General features: G+C 66.9%; 25 protein-coding genes. 8 read left to right on the top strand and 17 right to left on the bottom strand.

The window, feature by feature from the left end; genetic code table 11:
* Positions 1 to 7: 7 nt before the first annotated feature.
* Positions 8 to 1,120 (top strand): CoA transferase, encoded by a 1,113-nt coding sequence (locus tag RS901_RS01610; RefSeq protein ID WP_316151080.1) that lies wholly within the window; start codon positions 8 to 10, stop codon positions 1,118 to 1,120.
* 328 nt (positions 1,121 to 1,448) lie between these two features.
* On the opposite strand, the gene RS901_RS01605 is transcribed toward RS901_RS01610, so the two are convergent.
* Positions 1,449 to 1,664, bottom strand: a complete 216-nt coding sequence (locus tag RS901_RS01605; protein ID WP_316151079.1) for a helix-turn-helix transcriptional regulator — start codon at positions 1,662 to 1,664, stop codon at positions 1,449 to 1,451.
* A gap of 125 nt (positions 1,665 to 1,789) precedes the next feature.
* Between RS901_RS01605 and RS901_RS01600 the strand changes: the two genes are divergently transcribed.
* The 4 genes from RS901_RS01600 (at position 1,790) to RS901_RS01585 (ending at position 5,865) form a co-directional block, all read left to right on the top strand.
* Positions 1,790 to 2,197 (top strand): hypothetical protein, encoded by a 408-nt coding sequence (locus RS901_RS01600; protein WP_316151078.1) that lies wholly within the window; start codon positions 1,790 to 1,792, stop codon positions 2,195 to 2,197.
* A gap of 1,390 nt (positions 2,198 to 3,587) precedes the next feature.
* Positions 3,588 to 4,448 (top strand): phage integrase N-terminal domain-containing protein, encoded by an 861-nt coding sequence (locus tag RS901_RS01595; RefSeq protein ID WP_410054165.1) that lies wholly within the window; start codon positions 3,588 to 3,590, stop codon positions 4,446 to 4,448.
* Between the two features lie 114 nt (positions 4,449 to 4,562).
* Positions 4,563 to 4,799 (top strand): hypothetical protein, encoded by a 237-nt coding sequence (locus RS901_RS01590; RefSeq protein ID WP_316151075.1) that lies wholly within the window; start codon positions 4,563 to 4,565, stop codon positions 4,797 to 4,799.
* 688 nt (positions 4,800 to 5,487) lie between these two features.
* Positions 5,488 to 5,865 (top strand): DUF5594 family protein, encoded by a 378-nt coding sequence (locus RS901_RS01585; RefSeq protein ID WP_316151073.1) that lies wholly within the window; start codon positions 5,488 to 5,490, stop codon positions 5,863 to 5,865.
* A 22-nt stretch (positions 5,866 to 5,887) separates the two neighbouring features.
* Here RS901_RS01585 and RS901_RS01580 read toward each other — a convergent pair whose 3' ends face one another.
* A complete protein-coding gene (locus RS901_RS01580; RefSeq protein ID WP_316151072.1) occupies positions 5,888 to 6,790 on the bottom strand; it encodes an aldose epimerase in 903 nt (300 codons plus the stop codon).
* Positions 6,791 to 6,869: 79 nt separating this feature from the next.
* Positions 6,870 to 8,084 (bottom strand): polyhydroxyalkanoate depolymerase, encoded by a 1,215-nt coding sequence (locus RS901_RS01575; protein ID WP_316151071.1) that lies wholly within the window; start codon positions 8,082 to 8,084, stop codon positions 6,870 to 6,872.
* A gap of 252 nt (positions 8,085 to 8,336) precedes the next feature.
* Here RS901_RS01575 and RS901_RS01570 point away from each other — a divergent pair, with 252 nt between their 5' ends.
* Positions 8,337 to 8,990 carry a glutathione S-transferase family protein gene (locus RS901_RS01570; protein WP_316151070.1) on the top strand — a complete coding sequence of 218 codons (654 nt, stop codon included), beginning with the start codon at positions 8,337 to 8,339 and terminating at the stop codon, positions 8,988 to 8,990.
* A 33-nt stretch (positions 8,991 to 9,023) separates the two neighbouring features.
* On the opposite strand, the gene RS901_RS01565 is transcribed toward RS901_RS01570, so the two are convergent.
* The gene (locus tag RS901_RS01565) at positions 9,024 to 11,048 is read right to left on the bottom strand and encodes an acetoacetate--CoA ligase (RefSeq protein WP_316151069.1); all 2,025 of its coding nucleotides are present in this window, start codon (positions 11,046 to 11,048) and stop codon (positions 9,024 to 9,026) included.
* Between the two features lie 130 nt (positions 11,049 to 11,178).
* Positions 11,179 to 12,708: a 4-hydroxy-3-polyprenylbenzoate decarboxylase gene (gene ubiD, locus RS901_RS01560; RefSeq protein ID WP_316151068.1), complete on the bottom strand. Its 1,530-nt coding sequence runs from the start codon at positions 12,706 to 12,708 to the stop codon at positions 11,179 to 11,181.
* Positions 12,709 to 13,355: 647 nt separating this feature from the next.
* On the opposite strand from ubiD, the gene RS901_RS01555 reads away from it, so the two are divergent.
* On the top strand, positions 13,356 to 14,414 hold the full coding sequence (locus RS901_RS01555) for a lytic transglycosylase domain-containing protein (protein WP_316151067.1): 1,059 nt from the start codon (positions 13,356 to 13,358) through the stop codon (positions 14,412 to 14,414).
* 74 nt (positions 14,415 to 14,488) lie between these two features.
* On the opposite strand, the gene RS901_RS01550 is transcribed toward RS901_RS01555, so the two are convergent.
* The 7 genes from RS901_RS01550 to RS901_RS01520 form a co-directional block, all read right to left on the bottom strand.
* Positions 14,489 to 15,670 (bottom strand): pyridoxal phosphate-dependent aminotransferase, encoded by a 1,182-nt coding sequence (locus tag RS901_RS01550; RefSeq protein WP_316151066.1) that lies wholly within the window; start codon positions 15,668 to 15,670, stop codon positions 14,489 to 14,491.
* A gap of 146 nt (positions 15,671 to 15,816) precedes the next feature.
* Positions 15,817 to 16,335 (bottom strand): transcription antitermination factor NusB, encoded by a 519-nt coding sequence (gene nusB / locus RS901_RS01545; protein WP_013957646.1) that lies wholly within the window; start codon positions 16,333 to 16,335, stop codon positions 15,817 to 15,819.
* Positions 16,328 to 16,828, bottom strand: a complete 501-nt coding sequence (ribH, locus tag RS901_RS01540; protein WP_013957645.1) for a 6,7-dimethyl-8-ribityllumazine synthase — start codon at positions 16,826 to 16,828, stop codon at positions 16,328 to 16,330. The genes nusB and ribH overlap by 8 nt, the downstream gene beginning before the upstream one ends.
* A 65-nt stretch (positions 16,829 to 16,893) precedes the next feature.
* A complete protein-coding gene (ribBA, locus tag RS901_RS01535) occupies positions 16,894 to 18,003 on the bottom strand; it encodes a bifunctional 3,4-dihydroxy-2-butanone-4-phosphate synthase/GTP cyclohydrolase II (protein WP_316151064.1) in 1,110 nt (369 codons plus the stop codon).
* 294 nt (positions 18,004 to 18,297) lie between these two features.
* Complete coding sequence (locus RS901_RS01530) at positions 18,298 to 18,543, bottom strand: hypothetical protein (protein WP_316151063.1); 246 nt, start codon at positions 18,541 to 18,543, stop codon at positions 18,298 to 18,300.
* Positions 18,540 to 19,127, bottom strand: coding sequence for a hypothetical protein (locus tag RS901_RS01525; RefSeq protein WP_316151062.1), 588 nt, complete (start codon positions 19,125 to 19,127; stop codon positions 18,540 to 18,542). Before RS901_RS01525 ends, RS901_RS01530 begins: the two co-directional genes overlap by 4 nt.
* Positions 19,128 to 19,146: 19 nt before the next feature.
* Positions 19,147 to 19,428 (bottom strand): hypothetical protein, encoded by a 282-nt coding sequence (locus RS901_RS01520; protein ID WP_011615862.1) that lies wholly within the window; start codon positions 19,426 to 19,428, stop codon positions 19,147 to 19,149.
* A 489-nt stretch (positions 19,429 to 19,917) separates the two neighbouring features.
* On the opposite strand from RS901_RS01520, the gene RS901_RS01515 reads away from it, so the two are divergent.
* Positions 19,918 to 20,160, top strand: a complete 243-nt coding sequence (locus RS901_RS01515; RefSeq protein WP_018311203.1) for a hypothetical protein — start codon at positions 19,918 to 19,920, stop codon at positions 20,158 to 20,160.
* A 9-nt stretch (positions 20,161 to 20,169) separates the two neighbouring features.
* Here the strand turns inward: RS901_RS01515 and RS901_RS01510 are convergent, their stop codons facing one another.
* From RS901_RS01510 to RS901_RS01490, 5 genes are read right to left on the bottom strand one after another with little or no spacing between them, the layout of a single operon-like run.
* Positions 20,170 to 20,790, bottom strand: coding sequence for a riboflavin synthase (locus RS901_RS01510; protein ID WP_035821100.1), 621 nt, complete (start codon positions 20,788 to 20,790; stop codon positions 20,170 to 20,172).
* A 60-nt stretch (positions 20,791 to 20,850) separates the two neighbouring features.
* A complete protein-coding gene (gene ribD, locus RS901_RS01505; RefSeq protein ID WP_316151059.1) occupies positions 20,851 to 21,966 on the bottom strand; it encodes a bifunctional diaminohydroxyphosphoribosylaminopyrimidine deaminase/5-amino-6-(5-phosphoribosylamino)uracil reductase RibD in 1,116 nt (371 codons plus the stop codon).
* A 52-nt stretch (positions 21,967 to 22,018) separates the two neighbouring features.
* Positions 22,019 to 22,561 (bottom strand): GspH/FimT family pseudopilin, encoded by a 543-nt coding sequence (locus tag RS901_RS01500; RefSeq protein ID WP_316151058.1) that lies wholly within the window; start codon positions 22,559 to 22,561, stop codon positions 22,019 to 22,021.
* Positions 22,562 to 22,568: 7 nt separating this feature from the next.
* A complete protein-coding gene (locus tag RS901_RS01495) occupies positions 22,569 to 23,027 on the bottom strand; it encodes a type IV pilin protein (protein ID WP_316151057.1) in 459 nt (152 codons plus the stop codon).
* Positions 23,024 to 24,547 carry a pilus assembly protein PilY gene (locus tag RS901_RS01490; protein WP_316151056.1) on the bottom strand — a complete coding sequence of 508 codons (1,524 nt, stop codon included), beginning with the start codon at positions 24,545 to 24,547 and terminating at the stop codon, positions 23,024 to 23,026. Before RS901_RS01490 ends, RS901_RS01495 begins: the two co-directional genes overlap by 4 nt.
* Positions 24,548 to 24,582: the final 35 nt, after the last annotated feature.

Genomic DNA, 24,582 nt, shown 5'->3' with positions numbered 1-24,582 from the left:
CCATCCCATGACCCTCACTCCACAACCGGACTTTGCCCCGCTGGCCGGCATCAGCGTGCTGGATTTCTCGCACGTGATCGCCGGGCCGTTTGCCACCTTCCTGCTGGCGCAGCTGGGGGCGCAGGTCACCAAGGTAGAGAGCGCCGGCGGCGGCGACGTGATGCGCCGCGCGGGCAAGGGGCATGCCGCCTTTGTCGCGCTCAATGCGGGCAAGTCGTCGCTGGCGCTCGACCTGTCGGATGACGCCGGGCGCGAACATGCGCTGGAACAGGCCGGCCGCTGCGACGTCTTCGTCGACAACCTGCGGCCGGGCGTGCTCGAGCGCTTCGGGCTGGGCTACGAGGCGGTGCGCGCGCGCAATCCGCGCGTGGTCTATTGCAGCATCTCGGGCTTCGGCCGCGGCGCGGCGCAGTGGCATGGCCGGCCTGCCTACGACCACGTGGTGCAGGCCGCCACCGGCATGGCCTGGATGGGCGGCATCGAGGGCGATCCGCCGATGAAGACCGGCTTCCCGGTGATCGACTCGGCCACCGGCATGCTGGCCGCCTTTGCCATCCTGGCCGGCGTGCGCGAGAGCGAACGCACGGGGCGGGGCATGCTGCTCGATGTCTCGATGGCCACGGCCGGCCTGCAGCTGATGTATCCGATGACGTGCGATGCCATGACCACCGGCGGCGTGCCGGCGCGGCAGGGCAACCAGGGGTATTCGGGCAGCCCGTCGGCAGATTTCTTCCGCACGCAGGATGGCTGGCTGGCGATCGGCGCGAATACGCCGAAGCAGTTGCTGGCGCTGCTTGACGCACTCGGGCTGGGCGGGCTTGCGCAAGATCCGGCCTTGTTCGAGGCGCCGCTGGATGCCGGCGCCTTGCCTGCCTTCGTGCGCTCGCTCGATCCAGCCGCGCTCAAGCGGGCGATTGCGGGCGCGGTGGCGGCGGGCATCGCAGAGGACCTGGAATTGCGCCTCAGCGCGCTGGGGATCCCGGCAGCCCGCCTGCGCAATATCGCCGAGTTTGCGGGGGAGTCGATGGCCAATGGCAGCCTGCGGCCAGTAAAGCTGCAGGAAGGGGAGACTGCTGTGCAGTCGCCGGGGCTGGGCTTCCAGGTCTATATTTTAACGTGACGCGCGTCGCTGAGTTGCTGGAGCCGATACACGCGTTGGCGTGCGAATGTGGGAGACCGCCTCCTGCTCAAGATCAATCATCTCTGCCAGTTTGGCTTGCGTCAGGCCACGATCACGGCGCAACTCGGCGATGGCTGCCCCAGCACGGGCAGCAAGGGCTGCATCTCGGGCACCTTCCTGGGATGGCGGTCGAGTAGGCATAGACCACGATGGTGGTGTCTATTCCAATCTCGATGAACATCCTATTTGGCATACAACATTCCGATATGGTTGGCACATCGGGAGAGATGCGATGCGCCAGCGCGCTGAGGAACCCAGATCATCGCGCTCAAAGCGTGCTGAAAAGTTCCGCCTCGCTTATCCGCAGCGCCGTGGCCAGCGCTTCGATCGCATCCAGCGACGGGTTAGCAGCACCGGTCTCGATACGGCTCATATAGGTGCGGGCAAAGCCCACATGATCGGCAAAGGCTTCCTGGGACAGGCCGGTGGCTTGCCGAAGTTCACGAATGCGCTTGCCAAAGCGACGGCGTAGGATCGTTTTCATGGCCCCTACTGTGGGAGGGTGCACACTAATCGGACACACACTAATCGTGACATTTCGTGTGAGATTGGCTACGCTATGTCAGTGCCGGCATCCCTGCCGGTTCCGAACCGAAGCGCACTCCCACCATGAGCAGCATGTTTGTCCTCTGGCAAACGGCACGCCACGCCGGCCATCTCGCCCGGACGGCCGCGCCGTACCATGACCTAGGCGCCACCCTGGCGCAGCGGCCGATTCGCCTTCCCACTCCCCAGCAGGCTGCCGCAATGCAGCTGCAAGGGCTGGTGGCGGCCTACCTGCAATACCAAGAGGGCCAACTGGCCCATTACCAGGCAGCCGTGCTATGCGTGGCTGCCTGTACAGCCTACTGGCAGGGCAGGGGAGCGCTGCCGTGCCACTGGCGCCGGATCCGCAACCAGGTGCTGCGCTTCGAGTTCAGCCTGGCATCTCCCATGTTTCTGTCGAGCCGCATCCACGCGATCCGGCAGGAGCTACATCCCTATATCTCACACTGTAGTCTTGGAGCATCGCTATGACGATCGGCTTAGCCGTCTTGGTCGTGGGCGTGCCCATCGCGGCCTTCTTCATCTGGGTCGCACGGAACGGTCTTCGCACACAGGAGGCGGAACGCGAGGAGCGCCGTGTGAGCAACTGCCACTGCCGGTGCCGGCACAGACCGGGGTCGACCACCAACTGCCCCCACAGGCCTCAGGCAAGAAAGGCAGCCAAGGCTTATCGGCGCCCGCCATATCCAGTCTGCCCACGATCTGCTTTGAAGTGACTGAGCATGGTGCAAGTTGCATAGGGTCGTAGTAGCAAGACCTATACGGGCCAGTTCCCAATCGAGGCAGCCAGGCAGCGTAATACGGCCCTCAGCTCAAAAGCGGCGGGCGCAGTACCACTTAAGTGCCATCGACCGGACGGCGCACGCCCTGCGAGCTCTGTTCAATGTGCCGGTGAGCACGGGCACCATTCAGAACTTCATCCACGAGGCTGCCGGCGCGCTGACACCGACATTCGATCAGATCAGTCGGGCGATTCTGGCTGAGCCGGTTTACTTCGGGGGATTACTATGGTTTTGGGCACCTGTCGGTGCGAATGGAGCTCCCTGGTGTGCTACGGGCGTAGTGCATAGCAACTCAAAGAGCTCGCCTTCACGAAGGTGAAGCCACCTAACGCTGGCCCTTGTCAAATCAAATTCGACAGATTATTCTGTAGGCACTTTTCGCCCTTTCTGGGCATCGACATTGGCGCTGCGCGCCACAACTGGATACGGTGCTGTCATTGACACAGCGCTTTGCACTGCAAGCGTTGCTGAATCACCACCTGTCCATTTTCTGGGGCCAATCCGGGCGGGCTTGCTAAGTCCGTCCAGTCGATTTGCACATCCCCTGCCTACAGAGAGCTCCGCAGCTTCGCTGCGCACGTTTCCCGCTTCCCTGTCTCCGACCATCCCTTTTCAATTTTCCTGAACCGTAGCCGAAGGGGTTCACACGCCCTGGCGCTACGTCCACTCTTGCCCTTTCGCTGTGGCCGTATCAGCAGCGTCCATAAGGGGTTCCAAGCCCTTCCCCCCGTCTGATTTCCTCAGGACAGCCTGAGCATGGCCGGAATGTATCTGGCGAGTTCGTCTGCACTCTCAAAGCAGACATCCAACGGAACCAACCGGTTGCCTGTTTGGAAAGGAATGAAGGTGGACGTAGGGCTCCGCCTCACGTAGTCCCGGCATGTTATCGCCAGAACGTCTGTGTGTGCCCGACGGGACGCACTGGCCGGCTGGTAATGCCGTGGCTGGTCGCTGTACCCGTACCGCGTACCCAAGGGTCCCGGTGCTAGGGCTGGTTTAGCCAGCCGCAGTTAACACTGACCAAAGTTAACACTGACCGAGTGAGGAAACCAGTGAAGATCGATATTTTTGTGGACTTGATGCGCTTGGTTAAGCGCAATCGTGATGGCTCGTATGCAACGCAAGCGGCCCGCAGGGAAGTGCTCGCGCAGGTGGCTCATGACCTCAAAGACATGGGCTTCCGGACGCTTCCTGCTACCGGGTTGAAGCCAAAGCATGTTGCCGCGCTGGTCAAGCGTTGGCAAACCTCCGGTATTGCTGTGGGCACCATGAAAAACCGTATGTCACATGTACGGTGGTGGGCAGAGAAGGTTGGCAAGCAGAATTGCGTCCCACGCACCAATGCCGAATTGGGCATTGGCAGGCGCCGGTACGTCACCAACATTTCGAAGGCACTGGTGCTCGCTTCGGGGGATCTTGAGAGGATTACCGATGAGCGTCTGCGCTGTTCTGTCGAGTTGCAGCAGGCCTTTGGACTGCGTCGAGAAGAATGTCTCAAGTTTCAGGCGAGATATGCGCTGGCAGGCCTGACGGCGGATGTAGTGCAGGAGATTCAGCTTAAGCCGACGTGGTGTAAGGGAGGCCGGGCACGTGCTGTACCTGTTACGGATGAGCATCAGCGGGCCGTGCTTGCGCGTGCGACTGCGTTCTGTGCAAGCGGGTCGCTGATCCCTAAGGATCTCAAGTATGTCGACCAGCTTCGTCGCTATGTTTCGGCGGTTGAAAGGGCTGGCATGTCGAAGTTACATGGACTTCGGCATGCATATGCCCAGCGGCGTTACCAGCAGCTCACTGGCTGGCCAGCCCCTACCGCAGGTGGCCCAGTTTCAGCACAGCTCACGCAGCAACAGCGGGCAGTGGATCGTTCAGCGCGACTGCAGGTTTCAGCAGAGCTGGGTCACAATCGCGAGGAGATTACAGCCGTTTATCTGGGTCGTTAACGCGTTGCTGTGACCTTGCTCAATACTTCTAGGACATCACGCTGCTGCCTCATTCGGAGGCATCGGTGCGTATTTCCTTTGATCTAATCGATGTTTCTGCGAAGGAGAGATACTTTGACCGATCTGTTCGAAAGCCAATTCATAGCCTTGCTTGAGCGTGGTTTAGTGGGGTTTGTCGAGCTGTTGCCGGCGCCAGAAGGCTGGTACGTGCGCATCAATGGTTTCCAGTGGTTGCGCACTCGTGAGTGCCCGCACCGATTTGATCGGCTGGAAAAGACCTTGGCCTATCTACGCGAGTTGGGCTGCTCCGGCGTGATGGTGCATCTGAACGTTTGGCCAGACGCATCATAGTCCGCTCCGTGCCTGTCTTACATTAAGCCGCGGCAGCGAACCGTGCGAGGGTAGCGAGGACCCTCTGATGCTGCATCGTCGCGCGAAGAAGTGGCAATGAGCCAGGGCCACTGCTTAGATACAGGAGAAGCGCCGCGGAGGTAAGCCCCTTGGAGTAAAACGAAGATTCGGAGTCTCGTTTCTCGAAAGGAGCACGCAAATGGACGCGCCTGACACAGTCTTCAGGGGCAGAGTACGACGATCACCGGCGGGCTGTACATGGCCTTCGAACTGGGCGGAAGAGGCGGAAGCTGTCGCGAGCGATGCTTCGAACGACGCCGAATCCGCTCATCTACCACCTCGACCGCCCGCGCAATGACGCGCTTGAAGGAGGAGCCAGATCTGCCGAGCGCACGAGAACAGGCAACGCGCCACCATCGTGGACATTGCCGAGGAGCTGGAAGGGCGCCTGAGCGCGAAGGGTATCCTCGCGGGCAGGCAGTAATGTGCCAAATTTGCGGCGGAGTCAACGGGTAACGGCAGCTTGAGGACGGTGCCTGGACGAGGGTAGACGACGGTATGGTGCCGGAGCGGAAGCTAAATTTGTGATGACCTGCGGGGCGGGCCGGGCGGCGTATAGTAATTGGATCGTGGTGGGCCCCCGCATGCCGACCTCGCCCGCAACGTGCCACGTCAGAACGCCCTTACCTTGACTACCGATAACTTCGCCCGCTTTGAAGCGGAATGCCTGCCGCGCATCGCCGAGACCATCGGCCAGCTGCATCGGCGCGTGCAGCTCCACACCTTGCCCGCCGATGCCCACAACCGGCCCGCGCGCCTGCGCCTAACCGGCGAAGGGCCGGCCGAACTGCGGCGCCATCCGTTTGCGCTCGATGTCACGCTGGCATGGGACGGGCTGGAAGTGCAGCGGCTGTTCGCGGCCGGCGGCGAGGCGCGCTTTGCCGGCTATCTTGCGGCGCTGCCGGGCAAGCTGCGCGCATGGCAGGAGCCGCGCGGCATCGATTTCAGCTCGTTGTCGCAGGTGGACCAGGCGATCCTGATCGGCGGGCTGGATTTCGAGCGCTGAAGCACCGCGCCAGCGGGGTTTGTCAGGCTGTCACGCGTAGCCGGCACACCGCGCTTTCCGCTTGCCCCGGTTCGATCCACCGCAGCCCCTGGCCGTGGTGGATTGCGTCGGGCAGGCCCACCCACGGTTCCACGCAATAGAAGTCTGAAGTCTCGTTCTCGGACCAGGTCGTCACGGCATGCCATGGCGCGCTGCCGGGGAGGTCGAGTTCGAACGTGACACGGCGGTCTGGCATCGCCAGCGTGGCGGACGGGCTGGCGCGGAAGGCGTGGAAAGTGTCCTGCAGGCGTGGATCGTCCAGCTGGTAAGTCGTTTCGCCCGGCTCTGCAGGCCCGGGGCTGCCATCGGGTAGCTGGCGCATGCGGTCGGTGCGCGGCAATGCCAGCGATGCGGCGGCACGTTGCGCGTGCGGCAGCGCGAAATAGAAATGGTGGCCGGGATAGCAGGGCAGGCGCTGCGTGCCGGTATTGGTGGTGCGCAGCGTGACTTCGAGGCCGTCGGGCAGCAAGCGGTAGATGGCGTCGAAGACGAATGCAAAGGGGTAGCCGGCGCGCGTTGCATCGCTGTCGCGCAGCGTCATCGTGACCGCGGCTCGCGCATCGATGGCGCTGACGTCGAAGGGCAGGTCGCGCGCAAAGCCGTGCTGCGCCAGCGTGTGCGCCGTCCCTTGTCGGTCACGCCACTGCCCGGGATTGCCCTCGGTAAAATGCCGGCCGATAAACGGAAACAGCAGCGGGTTGCCGCCGCGGACTTTGGCCGGGCGGGACCAGTCGGCAGCGTCCGGCCAGTAGAGGATGTCCTGTCCGCGGTCCACCCAGCGGACCAGCCGCCCCCCGTGTTGCGGGGCGAGCAGCAGGAACGTGTCGGCATCGCCGACCCGGACCAGCGGCTGGCCCTGGAAGTCTTGTGTCGGAAGCAATGGCATGATGATCGTTGGTGCCGCGCCGTTCGCGTGCTGCCCGGCGCAGCCGCCATGATAAGCCAGTGCGCTGGTGGCAGCGGTCTCAGCTGGTGGTGTAGATGGTGTTGCGCACCAGCGGGTACACCTGCGTCTCCCACCGCCTGCCGTTGAAAACCCCATAGTGCCCGACGCCGGTCTGCACGTGATGCATGCGCAGGTAGGGAGGCAGGTCGGTGCACAGCTCCTGCGCGGCCACGGTCTGGCCGATCGCGCAGATGTCGTCGCGCTCGCCCTCGACGGTGAGCAGCGCGGTGCGGTGGATGGCGCGCGTACAGACACGGCGCCCGCCCACGTCGAGCAGGCCCTGCGCCAGCAGGAAGCGCTGGAAGATCAGGCTGACGGTTTCCAGGTAGAACTCCGCCGTCAGGTCCATGGTGGCGAAGTACTCGATGTAGAAGTCGCGGATGGCGTCGGCCTTGTCGTGCTCGCCGCGCTCGCGCAGCGCGTAGAGTTCGCGCAGCGCCTGTTCGTGCCGCTCCAGGTTCATGCTCATGAAGGCCAGCAGCTGCACGTGGCCCGGGTAGACGCGCCGCGCGGCGCCGGCAAAGCGCAGCGGCACCATGCCGATCAGCGTGCGCTCGAACCAGTCGAGGGTCCGGCTGGTGGCCAGCTCGTTGACCTTGGTCGGGTTGACGCGCGCGTCGATGGGGCCGGCCATCAGCGTCAGGCTGGGCGGCTGGGCGGGGTCACCGTCCTCGGCCATGAGTGCCGCCGCCGCCAGCGCCGCCACGGTAGGCTGGCAAATCGCCACCAGGTGCGTGCCGCCGCCCAGCGTCTGCAGGAAGCCGATCAGGTGCTGCACGAATTCATCGAAGCCGAAGCGCCCGGCCAGCAGCGGAATGTCGCGGGGGTTGTGCCAGTCGGTGATATAGACGTCGTGGTCGGCCAGCATGGTCTGGACCGTGCCGCGCAGCAGCGTGGCGAAGTGGCCGGACATCGGCGCCACCAGCAGCACGCGCGGCTGGCCGACGATGCCGTGGCGGCGGAAGTGCAGCAGCGAGCAGAACTGCGTGCGCGCGACGACTTCCTCGGTGACCGGCACCGGCTGGCCGCCGACGGTGGCGTGGTCGATGCCGAAGGCCGGCCGGTGGTGCGTGAGCCGCACCACCGCGATGAGCTCGCAGGCGGCACGCAGGCGGTGTACGGCGTCGAAACCGCCGGACCTGGGATTCGCCGCCAGCGTCGCGGCAGCCAGCTCTGCCAGTGTGCAGGCCGGCAGTATCATGTCCGCGTAGATCTGGTAGGCGTGGTACAGCATGGCTCGGCCCCCCGCTATTCTGGTTCTTGCAAGCCGCAATATGTATGCCATCAGTTTAGGCCTGGCACGCGCCTTGCGCTTTGTGCGGTGAGCGGGGCGGACGACGCCGCGCAAGTAGCGAGGCATGCGCCTGGCGCATGGGCGCGGCGCCGCTTCGCGGCGCATTGCGCGCAGCGGCTTCAGACTGGTGCCTGCCGGATGCACTGCATAGGTGCGCGGCCACGAGCGGCAACAAGCAGTAAAGGAGGCGCAATGTCCAAGACCACACTCACCATCAGCAGCAAGACCTATTCTTCATGGTCGCTGCGCGGCTGGCTGCTGGCGCGCTTTGCCGGCCTGGAATTCGAAGAAGTGCTGGTGCCGCCGGACGACGCCGCGGCGCGTGCGGAAATCCTGCTGCTGTCCCCGTCGATCCTGGTGCCGTGCCTGCGCCACCACGGCGTGACGGTGTGGGACACGCTGGCGATCGCCGAATACCTGAACGAAATCCGCCCCAAGGCTGGCCTGCTGCCGGAAGACCGCGCCGCGCGTGCCCACTGCCGCGCCATCTGCGGCGAGATGCATTCCGGGTTTGCCGCGATGCGTTCGGCGCTGCCGATGAACCTGAAGGGGCATTTCCCCGGGATGAAGGTATGGTCGCGTGCGCAGGCGGACATCGATCGCATTACGGCGATCTGGACCGAATGCCTGACGCGCTATGGCGGGCCGTACCTGTTTGGAACGCGCACCATGGCCGACGCCATGTACGCGCCGGTGGTGACGCGCTTTGTCACCTATGGCGTGATGCTCGATCCCGTGCCGGTTGCCTACTGCAAGCAGATCCTGTCGATGCCGGAGCTGCAGGAGTGGATCGCGGCGGCGCGCGAGGAACCCGACGAAATCAGCGAACTGGATGTGGAGTTCTGATGTCCTCGCTGGCAACCGCCGTGGCCGCCGGCGCTACGCCGTGGCGGAGTTGGCATGCCGTGCCTTCAGGAAGCGCCCGGCGTAGTCGAAGTACCAGTCGAGCGTGTCCGGGTTGGCCATCGCATCGCGGTTGGCGATGCCCTGGGGCGCATGGCCGAGCAGCAGCTTCTTGATCGGCACTTCCATCTTCTTTCCCGACAGCGTGCGCGGCACGCCGGGTGCCTGCACGATCTCGTTGGGCACATGGCGCGAGGACAGCGCTTCGCGGATGCGTTGGCGCAGGGTGTCGCGCAGCGCATCATCCAGCACCAGGCCTTCGCGCAGCACCACGAACAGCGGCATGTAGGATTCGCGGCCCAGGTATTCCAGGTCGACCACCATGCTGTCGAGCACTTCCGGCAGGTCTTCCACCACGCGGTACAACTCGCTGGTGCCCATGCGGATGCCGTGGCGGTTGATGGTGGCGTCCGAGCGCCCGTAGATCACTGCGCCGCCGCGCTTTGTGATCCGGATCCAGTCGCCATGCCGCCAGACGCCGGGATAGGTGTCGAAATAGCTGTCGCGGTAGCGCTTGCCGTCGGCGTCGCCCCACAGGTAGAGCGGCATCGACGGCATCGGCTCGGTGCAGACCAGTTCGCCCACCGCGTCGATCAGCGGCTGGCCGTTGTCGTCGAAGGCCTCCACCCTGGCGCCCAGGCAGCGGCATTGCATCTCGCCGGAATAGACCGGCAGCAGCGGGCAGCCGGCGACGAATGAGCCGGCAAAGTCGGTGCCGCCCGACATCGGCACCAGCCAGATGTCTTCGCGCACATGGCGGTAGATCCAGTCGTAGGCCTCCACCGGCAGCGGCGAGCCGGTCGAGCCGAGCCTGCGCAGGCGCGACACGTCGGCGATGCGTGCCGGTTCGATGCCGGCCTTCATGCAGCTGGTGAAGAAGGCCGCGCCGGCGCCGAACAGCGTCACGCCGGCATCGTCGACAAAGCGCCACAGCACGCCCGCGTCGGGCCAGGCCGGGTTGCCGTCGTAGAGCGCGATGGTGGTGCCCAGCAGCAGCCCGGCCACCTGCGCGTTCCACATGATCCAGCCGCTGCTGCTGTACCAGTGGAAGACGTCGTCCGGGCCCAGGTTGTTATGGAAGGCCATCAGCTTGAGCTGCTCGATGACGATGCCGCCATGGCCATGCACGATCGGCTTGGGCATGCCGGTGGTGCCGGACGAGTAGACGATCCACAGCGGATGGTCGAACGGCACCGGCTCGATCGCCAGCGGCACGTCGTGCGCCAGCACCTCCTGCCAGGCATGCGCGCGCACGCCGGCAGGCGGGGCCGCGGGGCTGCCGATCTGCGGCACCAGCACCAGGTCGGTCAGCGAGGGCAGGGCGGCGACCAGGTCGGCAAGCACCGGGGCGCGGTCGTAGACCTTGCCGCCATAGCGGTAGCCGTCGACGGCGATCAGCACCTTGGGCCCGATCTGGCGGAAGCGGTCGATCACCGCCACCTGGCCCATGTCCGGCGCGCAGCCCGACCAGACCGCGCCCAGGCTGGCCGTGGCCAGGAAGGCGACGATGGTGGCGGGGATATTGGGCAGGTAACCGGCAACGCGGTCGCCGCGCTGCACGCCCATCTGGCGCAGCGCATGCGCCAGCGACGCCACCTGCGCTTGCAGCGTGTCCCAGCTGACATCGGCCAGCGGCTGCGCCTCGCCGGCATGGCGGATCGCGGTGCGCTGGCGGGCGCTGCCCGTACCGGCGTGGCGGAATACCTGCTGCACGTAGTTCAGCGTGGCACCCTCGAACCAGCGCGCGCCCGGCATGGTGCGGCGGTCCAGCACCTGCGTGGCGGGCGTGTCGAAGCGCACGTCGAAATAGGCGCGCACGGCGTCCCAGAAGGCTTCCAGCTCGGTGACCGACCACTGCCAGAGGCTCTCGTAGTCGTCAAAGGCCAGGCCGCGCTCGGCCCGCAGCCAGTGCATGAAGCGCGCGATCTGGCTGCTGTCGCGGAACGCCGCAGAGGGCGTCCACATCAGGTTGCCTTCGGTGAGCGGGGCGGCGGTCGTCATGTCTCCTCCTTGCGCCCGTCTGTCGCGGGCATGGGATGGTGCGATGGTGGTTCCGGGGCGCCTGTGGCGACACCCGGCATCAGCCCGACATGATAACGGGGGACGGGTCCGGTTGCCCGTCAGCGGTTCATCAGCGGTTGGCGGGGCGCTCGAACAGCGTTTCCCACAAGGTGTCGACCCTGGCCTTGACGGCCGCATCCATGGAGATCGGCGTGCCCCATTCCCGCGTGGTCTCGCCCGGCCACTTGTCGGTCGCGTCGATGCCCATCTTGGAGCCCAGGCCCGACACCGGCGAAGCGAAGTCCAGGTAGTCGATCGGGGTGTTGTCGACCAGTACCGTGTCGCGGCTGGGATCGACCCGGGTGGTGATGGCCCAGATCACCTCCTTCCAGTCGCGCACGTCGACGTCGTCATCGACCACCACGATGAACTTCGTATACATGAACTGCCGCAGGAAGCTCCACACGCCGAACATCACGCGCTTGGCATGGCCGGCGTACTGCTTCTTCATGCGCACCAGTGCCATGCGGTAGCTGCAGCCCTCGGGCGGCAGGTAGAAGTCGGTGATCTCCGGGAACTGCTTCTGCAGCAGCGGCACGAACACCTCATTCAGCGCCACGCCCAGCACGGCGGGCTCATCGGGCGGCTTGCCGGTGTAGGTGGAGTGGTAGATCGGGTCGCGCCGCATGGTGATGCGGTCGATGGTGAACACGGGGAACCAGTCCTGCTCGTTGTAATAGCCGGTGTGGTCGCCGAACGGGCCTTCCAGCGCATGCTGGTAGCCGGACGGGTGGTTCGGGTCGGGCTGGATATGGCCTTCGAGCACGATTTCGGCAGAGGCCGGCACGCTCAGTTCGGACAGCGTCGGCGTGAGGCAGCCGGCCAGTGCCGTGCGGCTGCCGCGCAGCAGGCCGGCGAACTGGTACTCGGACAGCGTATCGGGCACCGGCGTCACCGCGCCCAGGATGGTGGCGGGGTCGGCGCCCAGCGCTACCGCGATCGGGAACGGCTTGCCCGGATTGGCCAGCGCATGCTCGCGGAAATCCAGCGCGCCGCCGCGGTGCGCCAGCCAGCGCATGATGACCTGGTTGCGGCCGATCACCTGCTGGCGGTAGATGCCCAGATTCTGGCGCTTCTTGTGCGGGCCCTTGGTCACCACCAGGCCCCAGGTGATCAGCGGCGCGGCGTCGCCGGGCCAGCAGGTCTGGATCGGCAGGCGCGCCAAGTCGACGTCGTTGCCCTCCCACACCACCTCCTGGCAGGCCGGGCTGCTGACGCGCTTTGGTGCCATATCCCACACAGATTTGGCCAGCGTGAACAGCTTGCCGGCCTCGCGCAGGCCGCGCGGCGGCTCCGGTTCCTTCAGTGCTGACAAGACCCGGCCGATGTCGCGCAGGTCTTCCATCGATTCGGCGCCCATGCCAAGTGCGACCCTGTGTGTCGTACCGAACAGATTGGCCAGTACAGGGACGCTATAGATGCCTCCATCGGTGCTGGCTCCGGAAGGTTTCTCAAAAAGGACCGCGGGGCCTCCAGCGCGCAGCAGCCGGTCGCAGACTTCGGTCATTTCCAGGTTGGGCGCGACCGGCCGGGCGATGCGCCGCAGCTCGCCCATGCCTTCGAGTTGGCCGATGAAATCGCGCAAGTCTTTGTATTGCATAGTGAATTCTGTTGTGATGCGGGGCGGGGGAAAGCGTCCGCAAGGCGGCGTCCAAGTCGGTGACGATACACATTCACCGGCGCCGCGGCAAAAAAATCATCAAGACCAAGCCGCGCAAATTGTAAGTTTTTTGTCGCTGACAGCGTACTTTTCCGAGCGACCAGCCAAGGCCAGGCCTGCGTTTGCGGGCAATCTGGTGCTCCGATGCCGACATGGCAACCATTGTTACAAATAACTAAAAGTAGTAGAAAGCAAAGTTATTATTCTTGACGGGATATAACACCGTTCCTACAATCCGGTCTTGCTCCATGGAGTGTTGCGTCGCAACATGGATTTTCCCCCTGTGTCAAGGGGTGCACATCAAGAAAATGTGCCAGAAAGTCCCTCCAGCAAGGACAGATGGTCAGGCCCGAATGCAAGCGGGCCGACCGGTCGCCTCCGGCGACTTGCCGGAGCGTAGTGAGTTTAGTCGTGGCAGGGTGCGCTCCCCCAGAGCGTAGCCTGTTTCCAGTTGGGCGCACGGGGAGCGCCTGCCAACAGATGCTTGGTCGTCACTGCTAGACGGCGCGGCATCCTTACTTGAGTACGTTGAGATCGGGCGCGTGCCGCAGTCGGGCGCGCGAAGCGGGCAACGGATGGAGGTAAGCATGAGCGGTTGGAAAACCCTTCATCTTCCCGGCATCGGGCGGGCCTTGCAGGTCCGTCTCCGACAGCCGGTACCCGGAGTGAGTCGGGCATTGCAGGTCCGTCTCGCGCATCCGGTCGCGGGCCGCGCGTTGCGCGGTGGCCGCACAACGCTGAAGTACGCCCTGAACAGCCTGGGCGTGGTCGCGGTCGTTTCGGCCGTGTCGCTGTCGCTGAGCCAGGAATGGCGCACCACGCTGGCCGCGCTGCTGGCGGGGGGCGAAGCACCCGCGGTGCTGGTTGGCGCCGCCATGCCGGCCGCGCCTGCCGTGGCCAGCACTGCCGTGCCGCCGCATTCGGCGGACGTCGCTGCGGCCAAGCTTGCCTTTGGCAAGGGCGGCCTGCCGACCGTGTCGGGCGTGGACGAATGGAGCCTGGCGGCTGCCGCCAAGGTGCCGTCGGTCGCGCACCTGGCCGCGCAGATCCCGGTGACGCGCGTGGCGATGGATGCTCGCAGCACCAGCACGCTGGGCACCGCCCGCGAGCAGGCGGCCGTGGCCGACTACATCGCCCGCAAGTACCGCGTGGCGGCCCAGGCCACCGCGCAACTGGTGAAGGCGGCCTACCTGACCGGCCGCGAGGTCGGTATCGACCCGCTGCTGATCCTGGGCGTGATCGCGATCGAGTCCAGCTTCAACCCGTACGCTGAAAGCGGCGTGGGTGCGCAGGGCCTGATGCAGGTCATGACCAAGGTCCACCAGGACAAGTACGAGGCCGTCGGCGGCGTTGCCGCGGCGCTGAACCCGTACGCCAATATCAAGATCGGTGCGCTGGTGCTCAAGGACTGCATCGCCCGCGCTGGCTCGATCGAAGGCGGCCTGAAGTACTACGTCGGTGCCACCACGGCCACCGATGGCGGCTACGGCGCCAAGGTGCTGGCCGAGCGCGCCCGCCTGCGCCAACTGCTGGGCGTGCGCAACGCGCCCGCCAACGCCGACAAGCCGGCCGAGGTCAAGGCCCCGGCCGAGCACCTGGCCCCGACCGAGAAGCTGGAAGCGAACAACGGTCCGCACAACGCCTGAGGGCGGATCGCCAATCAGAAAAGCACCCCGCGGGGTGCTTTTCTTTTGCCTGCATCAGCCGCGGGAGAGGCCGGTCAGCGGAACAGCCTGCCGAGGCGCGCCATCGCCTCCTCGATATTCTCGCGCGAGGTCGCGTACGAGATCCGGATGTAGTCCTTCGCTGTATGCGGGCCGAAATCCTGCCCCGGCACCATGACCACGCCCGCATCGTGCAGCATCGCCTGCGTCAGCCGGTCGGCATCGCCGGCGGCGGGGTGGTTGACGCCGCGGCAGTCGGCGTAGACATAGAAGGCGCCGTCCGGGCGCACCGGCACGCGCAAGCCGAGGGACTCCAGGGCTGGCACGATCAGGTCGCGGCGGCGGCGGAACTCGGCCTTGCGTTCGTCGTAGATCGCCAGGGCCTCGGGGGTGAAGCAGGCCAGCGCGGCGTACTGCGCCACCGCCGACGCGCAGATGAACAGGTTCTGCGCGACCTTCTCGAAGGCTTCCACCAGCGCCTCCGGCACCACCAGCCAGCCCAGGCGCCAGCCCGTCATGTTGAAGTACTTGGAGAAGCTGTTCACCGTGACCACGTTCTCGTCCAGGCTCAGTGCCGAGACCGGCGGGGCGTCATAGGACAGCCCCTGGTAGATCTCGTCGAGGATGGCAAAGCCGTTGCGTGCGCGCACGGCCTGCAGGATGCGGGCGAGCTCGTCGGGCAGGATCGAGGTGCCGGTCGGGTTGGAAGGCGATGCCAGCAGCACGCCGCTGGTCTGCTCGCCCCAGTTGGCCTCGACCTGCGCGGCGGTCAGCTGGAAGCGCTCGGCCGGGCCGCTCGGGATCATGCGCGCGGCGCCGTCGAAGGCGGCGACGAAGTGCCGGTTGCACGGGTAGCTGGGGTCGGGCATCAGCACCTCGGCGCCGATCTCGACCAGCACCGCGCACGCCAGCAGCAGCGCGCCCGAGGCGCCGGCCGTGACGATCACGCGCCGGGCCGGGATATCCAACCCGTAGGCCGTCTTGTAATAGCCGGCGATGGCCTCGCGCAGCGGCTGGATGCCGAGCGCACCGGTGTACTGCGTGACGCCGCGGCGCATGGCGGCTTCGGCCGCTCGCACCACCGGCTCGGCGGCGGTGAAGTCAGGCTCGCCGATGCCCATGTGCACGATATGGCGGCCGGCGCGCTCCAGCGCGGCGGCCTGCTTGGCCAGCTCCATCACGTGGAAGGCGTCGATATTGGCGAGGCGGGAGGCGGTGGCTAGGCGCTGCATGTCCATGGTGATCCGGGACGGGCCTGGGGCCCGTTCAGCAAGAGGGTAGGTAGGAATGAAAACACCCGCCGGGGCGGGTGTCGTCTTCATCATTGCCGGCGCAAGCCAGCCGTGATGGCGTGGGCCGGCCCGCGGGCGGCTCGGTTGGCAACTCAGCGGCGCGCCGCGACCTCGGCCGCGCGCACCTGGGCGGCAAGCTTGTCCAGCACGCCGTTGACGTACTTGTAGCCCTCGACGCCGCCAAAGGTCTTGGTCAGCTCGACGGCTTCGTTAATCACGACCTTGTACGGGATGTCGAGGCAGTGCACCAGCTCATAGCTGCCGACCAGCAGGGCGGCACGCTCCACCGGCGACAGCTCGTTCACGGTGCGGTCCAGGAAGGGCTCGAACGCGGCGGTCAGGCGGGCTTCTTCGCGCACCGCGCCGTTGAGCAGCGCGTCGAAGTGCTCGCGGTCGGCCTTGTTGAAGCCTTGCGCATCATGCAGGTGGGCCTGGATCGCGCCGATGTCGTTGCGGTTCAGCAGCCACTGGTACAGGCCCTGCAGGGCCAGCTCGCGCGAGCGGCGGCGCGCGCTCTTGGGCGGCGCCTTGGCTTCGGTGCGGGCCGCGGCGGGCTTGCCGCCGGCTGCTTTGCCGCCGTCGTTGTCGGGGGTGTTCGACGTATCACTCATCGTCGTCCTCGTCTTCATCTTCCTGGCCACGCAGCGAATCGAGCGCGACGACCAGGTTGGCCATCTCCACCGCGGCGCGGGCGCAGTCGCGGCCCTTCTCGCGGGTGCGGGCGTGGGCCTGCTCGTCGGTATCCACGGTCAGGATGCCATTGGCGATCGGCACATTGAAGTCCAGGCCGACGCGGGTGATGCCGGCGCCCGACTCGTTCGAGACCAGCTCGAAGTGGTAGGTTTCGCCGCGCACCACGGCGCCCAGGGCGACCAGGGCGTCGAACTGGCCGCTCTCGCACATCTTCTGCAGCGCCAGCGGGATTTCCAGCGCGCCGGGGACGGTCACCACCAGGGTGTCTTCGCCCTCAACGCCGAGCTTTTCCAGCTCGGCCACGCAGGCTTCAAGCAGCTCGGCGCAGACCGGCTCGTTGAAGCGGGCCTGCACGATGCCGATACGCAGGCCTTCACCGTCGAGGTTGCTGGGGTAGAAGCCGTGATCCATTGTTCAGTTCTCCAGTTTTCGGGGCGGCAACGGCGCTGGTGCGCCGCTGCCAAGTATTGGGGGGCTTATTCCGTCTCGCCGTTCATCGGCTGGTAGCCGGTCACTTCCAGGTCGAAGCCGGTCATGCTGGGCATGCGCTGCCTGGCGGCCAGCACGCGCATCTTGCCCACGCCCACGTCCTTCAGGATCTGAGCGCCCATGCCGTAGGTGCGCAGGTCCGGCTTGCGGCGCGGGCGCGACTGCGGGGCGTCGAGCGCGCTGAACTGCGTGAACAACTGGTCGACGGTGTCGGCGCAGTTCAGCAGCACCACCACGCCATTGTCGGCGGCGGCGATGGCTTCCAGCGCAGCCGGGATGCTCCACGAGTGCGTCGTGCGCTTCACTTCCAACAGGTCCAGCACCGAGAAGGGCTCGTGCACGCGCACCAGCGTTTCCTGGTCCGGCGCGGGCGAACCCTTGACCAGCGCCAGGTGCGCCTGGCCGGTGGGCTTGTCGCGGTAGGCGATGCTGTGGAAGGTACCGTAGGGGGTCTGCATGGCGCGCTCGCCCACACGCTCGATAATGCTCTCGGTGCGGCTGCGGTAGTGGATCAGGTCGGCAATGGTGCCGATCTTCAGGTCATGCTCCTGCGCGAACTCGATCAAGTCCGGCAGGCGCGCCATGGTGCCGTCGTCCTTCATGATCTCGCAGATCACGGCCGCCGGCGTCAGGCCTGCCAGCGCGCCCAGGTCGCAGCCGGCCTCGGTATGGCCGGCGCGGATCAGCACGCCGCCGGGCTGGGCCGTCAGCGGGAAGATATGGCCGGGCTGGACCAGGTCGGCGGGTCTGGCGTCGCGGGCGACGGCGGCCTGCACGGTGCGGGCGCGGTCGGCGGCGGAAATGCCGGTGGTCACGCCCTCGGCGGCCTCGATCGACACGGTGAAGTTGGTGCCGTGCTGGGTGCCGTTGCGGCTGACCATCGGGTGCAGGTCCAGCTGGCGGCAGCGCTCGGCGGTCAGGGTCAGGCAGATCAGCCCGCGGCCGTGCTTGGCCATGAAATTGATCGCTTCCGGTGTGACGAAATCGGCAGCCAGCACCAGGTCGCCTTCATTCTCGCGGTCTTCCTCATCGACGAGGATGACCATGCGGCCGGCGCGGATGTCGGCAATGATGTCTTCGGTACGGGCGATTTTCATGGCGTGCTGAACGGCAAATTGGGGCGAATCGAGCGAAAAACCGGCGAATAGCTGGGGCAGGAACCATGGCCGCGGTTGAAAGCGGCCGGACTGAGGCGGGGCGTCGGGCCGGGCCGGCCAGGCCATATACGCCCGGCAGGTTGCCCAGTCAAGCCCGGTATTGTACGCCAAGGCAGGCAACGCGTGAGGCGACGGTGCCGGAAAGTACGGCGCCTGCCTGAAGCGGGAGTGGACAGCGGTGCTGCATGGGCCGCCCCGTTGCCGGCAGGGCGCCGGCGCCGGGCTCGCCGGGGCCTATGCGGCGGCGGCCAGCGGTGTGCGGTCGTGGCCCGCGGTGCGCAGCCGCAAGGTCCTGGCGATGCGCGCCCGGGCCGCGCGGGTCGCGTCAGCCAGCGCGAGCTCGCGCGTGAGGAAGCCGGCGTTGGGTTTCGTGAACCTGGCATGCGCGTCCAGCGCATAGGCCCATTCCCACTTGCCGAAGGTGACCTCGGCCAGTGTCACGACGACGTGGCAATGCTGATAGAAAAAACTTTCGCTCATGCTTGTTTCCTGTGTGGGACAGCACGCTGGCCATGGCCTGCAAGCCATGCGGGCCAGTGGCGGTCCGTCAGCCAGCCGCGCAGGGGCAGCCGGCCATCCTGTGGGTCAATGGCGGCGGCGCCGGCATCCTGGGCGATCTCGCAGAGCCGCTCCTTTGCGTGCGGGCCACACGCGCAGATCATCATCAGCTGGCCTGCCGCCATTTGCCGCTTCTGCCGCCTCAGGCCGGCGCGCATGATCCCGGCACCGATCACGCTGCCCAGCCACTGGCCGATCACGGCGCCAAGCGTCATGCCGCCGAGGTAGGCCATGAAGCCCGCGGCCGCGTTGGCCGGCGTGCCGTAGCGGAACACGATCCAGGCCACCAGCAGTGCGCCGGCGGCCAGGCCGGCCGCCGCGACTTCATTGCGATAGGTGATCTGCGCCGCGTGGGGCGCGGGCAGGCCTTCGGCCGGCTGGTCGTCGCGCTGGAAGAACCATGGCCCGTCGATGCGTGCGGGAGTCGCGGCCAGCTCGCCAAGCTGCGCGTGCGCGCGCCTTGCCGCGGCAATGTCGTTCAGCCGGAAATACAGCAGAGTGCGCATGGTTATGCCTCGCTTGGTGTCAGGTCCATTTGCCGCTGGACCACGGAAAGCCTGCGAAACGCCGGGCGCCGGGGCGCCGGAATGTCTTCGCCAGGGGTGAGGACGGCGGCTGCAGCCGCGGCCATCCGTTGCCCACGGCCTGGTCCCAGTCGATCAGCAGCGTGGCGGCACGGTGCAGGTGGGTCGCGGCCAGGCGCACAAAGCCCAGGCGCGCGCGCATCGGCGCGGTGGGGTGCCGGTCACGCAGCAGGCGCGTGGCCGGAAGTCGCTGATACAGGATTCTGGCGGTGGGATCGGGCACGGTGGTTTCCTTCATGGGTGCCGGGCAGCAATCCGGCCGGCAGTTGAAAGCAACGGCGGGAGCGCCAGCTCGCGGACGAGCGCGCGGCGCGGCGGGCAGGGGGGCATGAAGGTCCAGGTGGTCCCCGTGAGTGACTTCAGCCGTCACCAGTGCTAGACGTTGTCGAGGGGGGAGGCCCGGGAACGAGTGGCGAGCGCCTGTGGGCATACATGGACTGCAAGCGCTGCCTAACCTAACTATTCTAGGCCTCGCGCATTGCAGGAACCAGCTGACTTACAACAAAGCTGCCGGGTCCCCGCGCGGCGCACCTTCCCCGGGGGGCGACGGCGCAAGCAAATTGCCACAGGAAGGGGTTGTCAGCGTATGCTCGGGACAAAAGGGCACGCCCCGCCCTGAATGCCGCCGCGCTGGCAGGCGGCAGTTCGGACTTCAAATCAGGGCGCCAGCCCGATCGCGCCCGCGGACTTTGTACAACAATGGGAGACAAGGATGTCGAGGCAGATCAAGAACAAGGCCGAACTGCGTGCCCTGGTACGCGCCGAGCAGTCGAAGTTCGCCGCTTGCGAGGGCGCCTGCTTTGGCGATGTGGTCTGGCACGCGCCGGACGCCGGCGGCTGCAACTGGAGTCTGTCCACGATGGAGGGCGGCAACAGCAGCGCCTGCGTGGAAGCGCTGCGTCCCTTCACCGACAAGCTGCGCGAGGCCTATAACGTGCCCGACGAGGGCAAGTAGCCCGCGGTATTACGCGGGGGCCTGCGCGGTCGACAGCATCCGCTCCACATAGCGGGCGATCAGGTCGATCTCCAGGTTTACGCGCGCGCCCGGCTTGAGTTCCTGCAGCGTGGTGACTTCCACGGTGTGCGGGATCAGGTTGATGGAGAACACGCAGCCGTCGGCTTCGTCATTGACGCGGTTGACGGTCAGCGACACGCCGTTGACCACGACCGAGCCCTTGTAGGCCAGGTAGCGTGCCAGCTCGCGCGGGGCGCGGATGCGCAGTTCATGCGATTCGCCCACCGGCGCGAAGTGCACGACTTCGCCCAGGCCGTCGACGTGCCCGGACACCAGGTGGCCGCCGAGGCGGTCGGCCAGGCGCAGGGCCTTTTCCAGGTTGACGCGGCCGGTGCTCTCCAGCCCCACGGTCTTGTCCAGCGACTCGCGCGAGACTTCAACGTCGAAACTGTCGGGCGCCATGGCGATCACGGTCATGCAGGCGCCCTGGATGGCGATGCTGTCGCCGATGATGACGTCCGACAGGTCCAGCCCGCCCGCGGCGATGCGCAAGCGCACGCCGGCATCGGCGGCGCCCAGCGGGGTAATGGATTCAATGCGGCCGACTGCCGCGACAATGCCTGTAAACATGGTGGTGTCTTCTGCTTTGGGTATTTGAAATCTGGATACGCGGTGCCGGTGTGGGTCGCATTACGCGTCGTTGCGCCGGGCGATCAGCCGCAGGTCGTCGCCGATCTGCCGGATCTCATGCCAGCGGAACTGCGCGGCGTCCTGCAGGCGCGCCAGCGGCGGCAGGTTGAACATGCCCTGGGCATCGCCCAGCAGCTTGGGCGCCAGGTAGATCAGCAGCTCGTCGGCGCAATGCTCGCGCACCAGCGAACCGTTGAGCTTGAAGCCGGCTTCCACGTGCAGCTCATTGATGCCGCGCCGGCCGAGTTCTTCCAGCATGCGGCGCAACTCGACCTTGCCGTGCGGGTTGGGCAGGACCACGACTTCGGCGCCACGGCTTTCCAGTGCGCGCTGGCGTTGCCGGTCCTCCACCGCGCAGAACACCAGCACCGGCTTGGCGAACTCGCCGGTATCCGGCGTCAGGATCTGCGCGTCCAGCGGAACCTCCAGCCGCGAATCGACCAGCACCCGCTGCGGCTGGCGCGGCGTGGCGATGGCCCGCACCGTCAGCGCGGGGTTGTCGTCGCGCACGGTGCCGATGCCGGTCAGGATCGCGCACGCACGCGCGCGCCAGGCATGGCCGTCATCGCGCGCGGCCTGGCCGGTGATCCACTGGCTGGTGCCGTCATGCAGCGCGGTGCCGCCGTCCATCGATGCCGCCACCTTGACGCGCACCCACGGCAGCCCGCGCGTCATGCGTGAGACGAAGCCGATATTCAGGTCGCGCGCTTCCTTTTCCAGCAGGCCGCAGCGCACGTCGACGCCGGCCTCGCGCAGCCGCTGCAGGCCGCGCCCGGACACCGACGGGTTGGGGTCTTCCATGGCCGCCACCACGCGCGCCACACCCGCGCGCACCAGCGCATCGGCGCACGGCGGCGTGCGCCCGAAATGGCTGCACGGTTCCAGCGTGACATAGGCGGTGGCGCCGGCTGGGTCCAGCCCGCGCGTCAGCGCGTCCTTCATCGCCTGGATCTCGGCATGGTCCTGCCCGGCCGGCTGGGTGAACCCCTGGCCGATGACCTGGCCACCCTTGACGAGCACGCAGCCGACGCGCGGGTTGGGCGTGGTGTTGAACATGCCCCGCGCGGCGAGCGCAAGGGCCTGTTGCATGGCGGCGTGGTCGGTATCGGAAAACATTCGGCGGTTGCGTTTGCCTTGGCGCAGCGATCTGGAATACAGGGCTGCCGGGTTATGGTGGTCCGGAGGACTCCGTCGCATCGCAGTCAGCGTCGCGGCCGGGTGTGCAGAGTCGGATACGTCCCTGCGCGCCCAGCCTGACTTGCCGCTGCTCGCCACGGCAGCCGAGCGTGAAAGTGGCGGCCTGGAAACCGCCCTGCTCAGATCGAGAGTATCCCACAGGCAGGAATTTCAGCACATTCGTGCCGCGGACGGTCTGGCGCAGCGTCACCCACAGGCAGGGCATGCCCGGTTCGACCACGGACAGCACCGCGCGGCCCTCCGGGTCGCCGTCTGCCGTGACCAGTTGCCAGCCAAGGCCCAGCGTCGATTCGCCCGGCAGCGGCTGCAGCGTCACCTCGAGGCGGCGCGCCAGTGCGGTGGCCCGCGCCAGCGCCAGCGACGCCGCCAGCCGGTCGGCCGCCAGCGTGACCTGTTGCCGGGCGAGCAGGCCGCTGAACACCGGATAGGATGCCGCCGCCAGCAGTGCCAGGATGGCCAGGCCGGCGAGCAGCTCGGCCAGGGTCAGGCCGCGGCGGGGTGCGTGGTTGTTCATCGCGCCTTCAGCAATGGGACGGAAGCGGCCGTGGCACGGCCTCACCTTCGGGCAGCGCCAGCCACTGTCCGGTGCTGCGCAGGATCAGCACGCCGCACTCCGGGTCGGGCCGCTGCGGAACGGCACGCAATTCAACACAGGTATCCAGGCCGGCCTGCGAGCATGCCGCGGCTGTCACGATATGACGCACGGTGCCGGTGGCCGGTACGGGAAGTGGCCATTCCCCGGCGGCCACTTCGCCACCGGGTTCGGCGGCAAACGTCATGGCGCCGACGGCATGGCGCTCCAGTTGCAGCATTCCCTCGGTCAGCGCGGTACGGGCCTGCGCCCGCCATCCCCGCATCAGGTGGCCGTGCCACGCGGGCACGGCGATGGCCGCGAGGATGGCTAGGACGGCCAGCGCAACCGCGAGCTCGACCAGGCTGAACCCGGCCCGGGGCCGGGAGGCAGGCGCCGCGGTAGTCATGGCAAATCCTCCCGTGCCGGTCCGACGATCTCGCGCCAGCGCAGGCGCCCGGTGCGCTGGCTGGCCATGGTTTGTGACACCCGCGTGACCGTGTTGCCATCGACAGCCCACAGCGACAGCGCGTAAGCCTGGCGCGCGGTGCTGCCCGGCTGTGGCGGTGCGGCGGGCAATTCGGCAGTAGTCCCGAACACGCTGGCCCCTGGTTGCAGCAGCTGGCCGGTGGCCACGTGCAGGCGTTCGCCGGTGCTGCCCTGGGTGACGGATTCCCCGGTCGCCGCCAGCACCAGGTAGCTGCGTTGCGCGCCATCGGGCGTGTGCGTCACGAACAGCAGATAGCCGGGGAAGACCGGCTGGACCTCCACCACCTGTTCGCCGGCATGGGGCAGGGTCAGATGCCAGCCGGCATTGTCGGCGCCGGCAGGCTGCGCGCGCAGGATGTGCCCGCCATCTCCGGCCTGCGCGGCGACTTGTACCAACGGGACCGCCGTGGCGCCGCGCGAGGACGACAGGTCGGGCACTGCTGCAAGTTCGTTGCCCGCGCCATAGACCACGACCGGCGCAGCCGGCGATCCGAGCAGCACGGGTGCTTCAGGCATGAGCGGCTGCGCCGGCGTCTGCATCCGGTGGAGGCATGACACGGCAGGCGCTCCGCCCGGCTCTGGCGCGTCGGCGAGCGGGAAGCGCCATAGCTGGCCGGCATCGTCTGTCGCATAGGCAGCGCGTGCCGTGCCTGTCATGTCGGACAGCACGCTGACCGCCACAAGGTCGCCGGTCGCCGGTCGGCCCAGGCAGTCGTGTTCCGGCAATGGCAATGTGCGGACGGCGTACTGCCCGGCCCATGCCGCCCCGGCGGGCTTGTCCAATGGCAGCAGCGCAAGGCCGGAACGAACTGCCCCCGGCTTGTCATGGGTCGCGGCAACCAGCGTCACGACTGCGTACCAGCGCAATCCGTCCTGGCCAGGAATGCCGGCTGCACGCACCGGGCCGCGTGCAGACAGTGACAATGTGTCTGTGGCGGCGATCTCCCACAGCAATGCAAAGGGCATCGGACCGTCGGGATCCGAGATGTCGAGCGCGAATGCCGCCGCGGGGTTGCCGGTCCTGGCGCTGCCAGGGATGCCGCACAGCAAGACCGTGCGCCACTCGCCATGGATCGTCACGTCCTGCGCTTCAGGGCGCGGGCAGGGCGCGGGCAGCAGTGGCGCGTCGGTGGCCGACATCGCGGTGGCATAGGGCAACAGCACGCGGGGCAGATAGGCGGCGCGCTCCTCGCCGGTCACGGCATCGAACCCGTGCAGTAGGCCATCGTTGGTGCCAAGCCAGGCGACGTGCGGGCGCAGGCTGTAGCGCACGCGAAAGCCGGTGTGCCCGGGTTTGCCAGGCGCCCAGGCCGGAGGCGCCACCACCCGCACGCGGGCGCCTGCGGCATTGCCGAGTCGCGTGTCGCGCTGGCGCAGGCCCGCCTGGGTACGGTCGCCGCGCAGCCATTCGAGCTGAGCGCTGTCAAGGCGGCTCAGCATGTCCGCGCTATCCGTAAGCCGGAAGGCGGCATCGA

The sequence above is a fragment of the Cupriavidus sp. BIC8F genome, from assembly GCF_032465815.1.
Taxonomy (GTDB): domain Bacteria; phylum Pseudomonadota; class Gammaproteobacteria; order Burkholderiales; family Burkholderiaceae; genus Cupriavidus; species Cupriavidus necator.
This window is presented reverse-complemented; position numbering and strand designations above follow the sequence as displayed.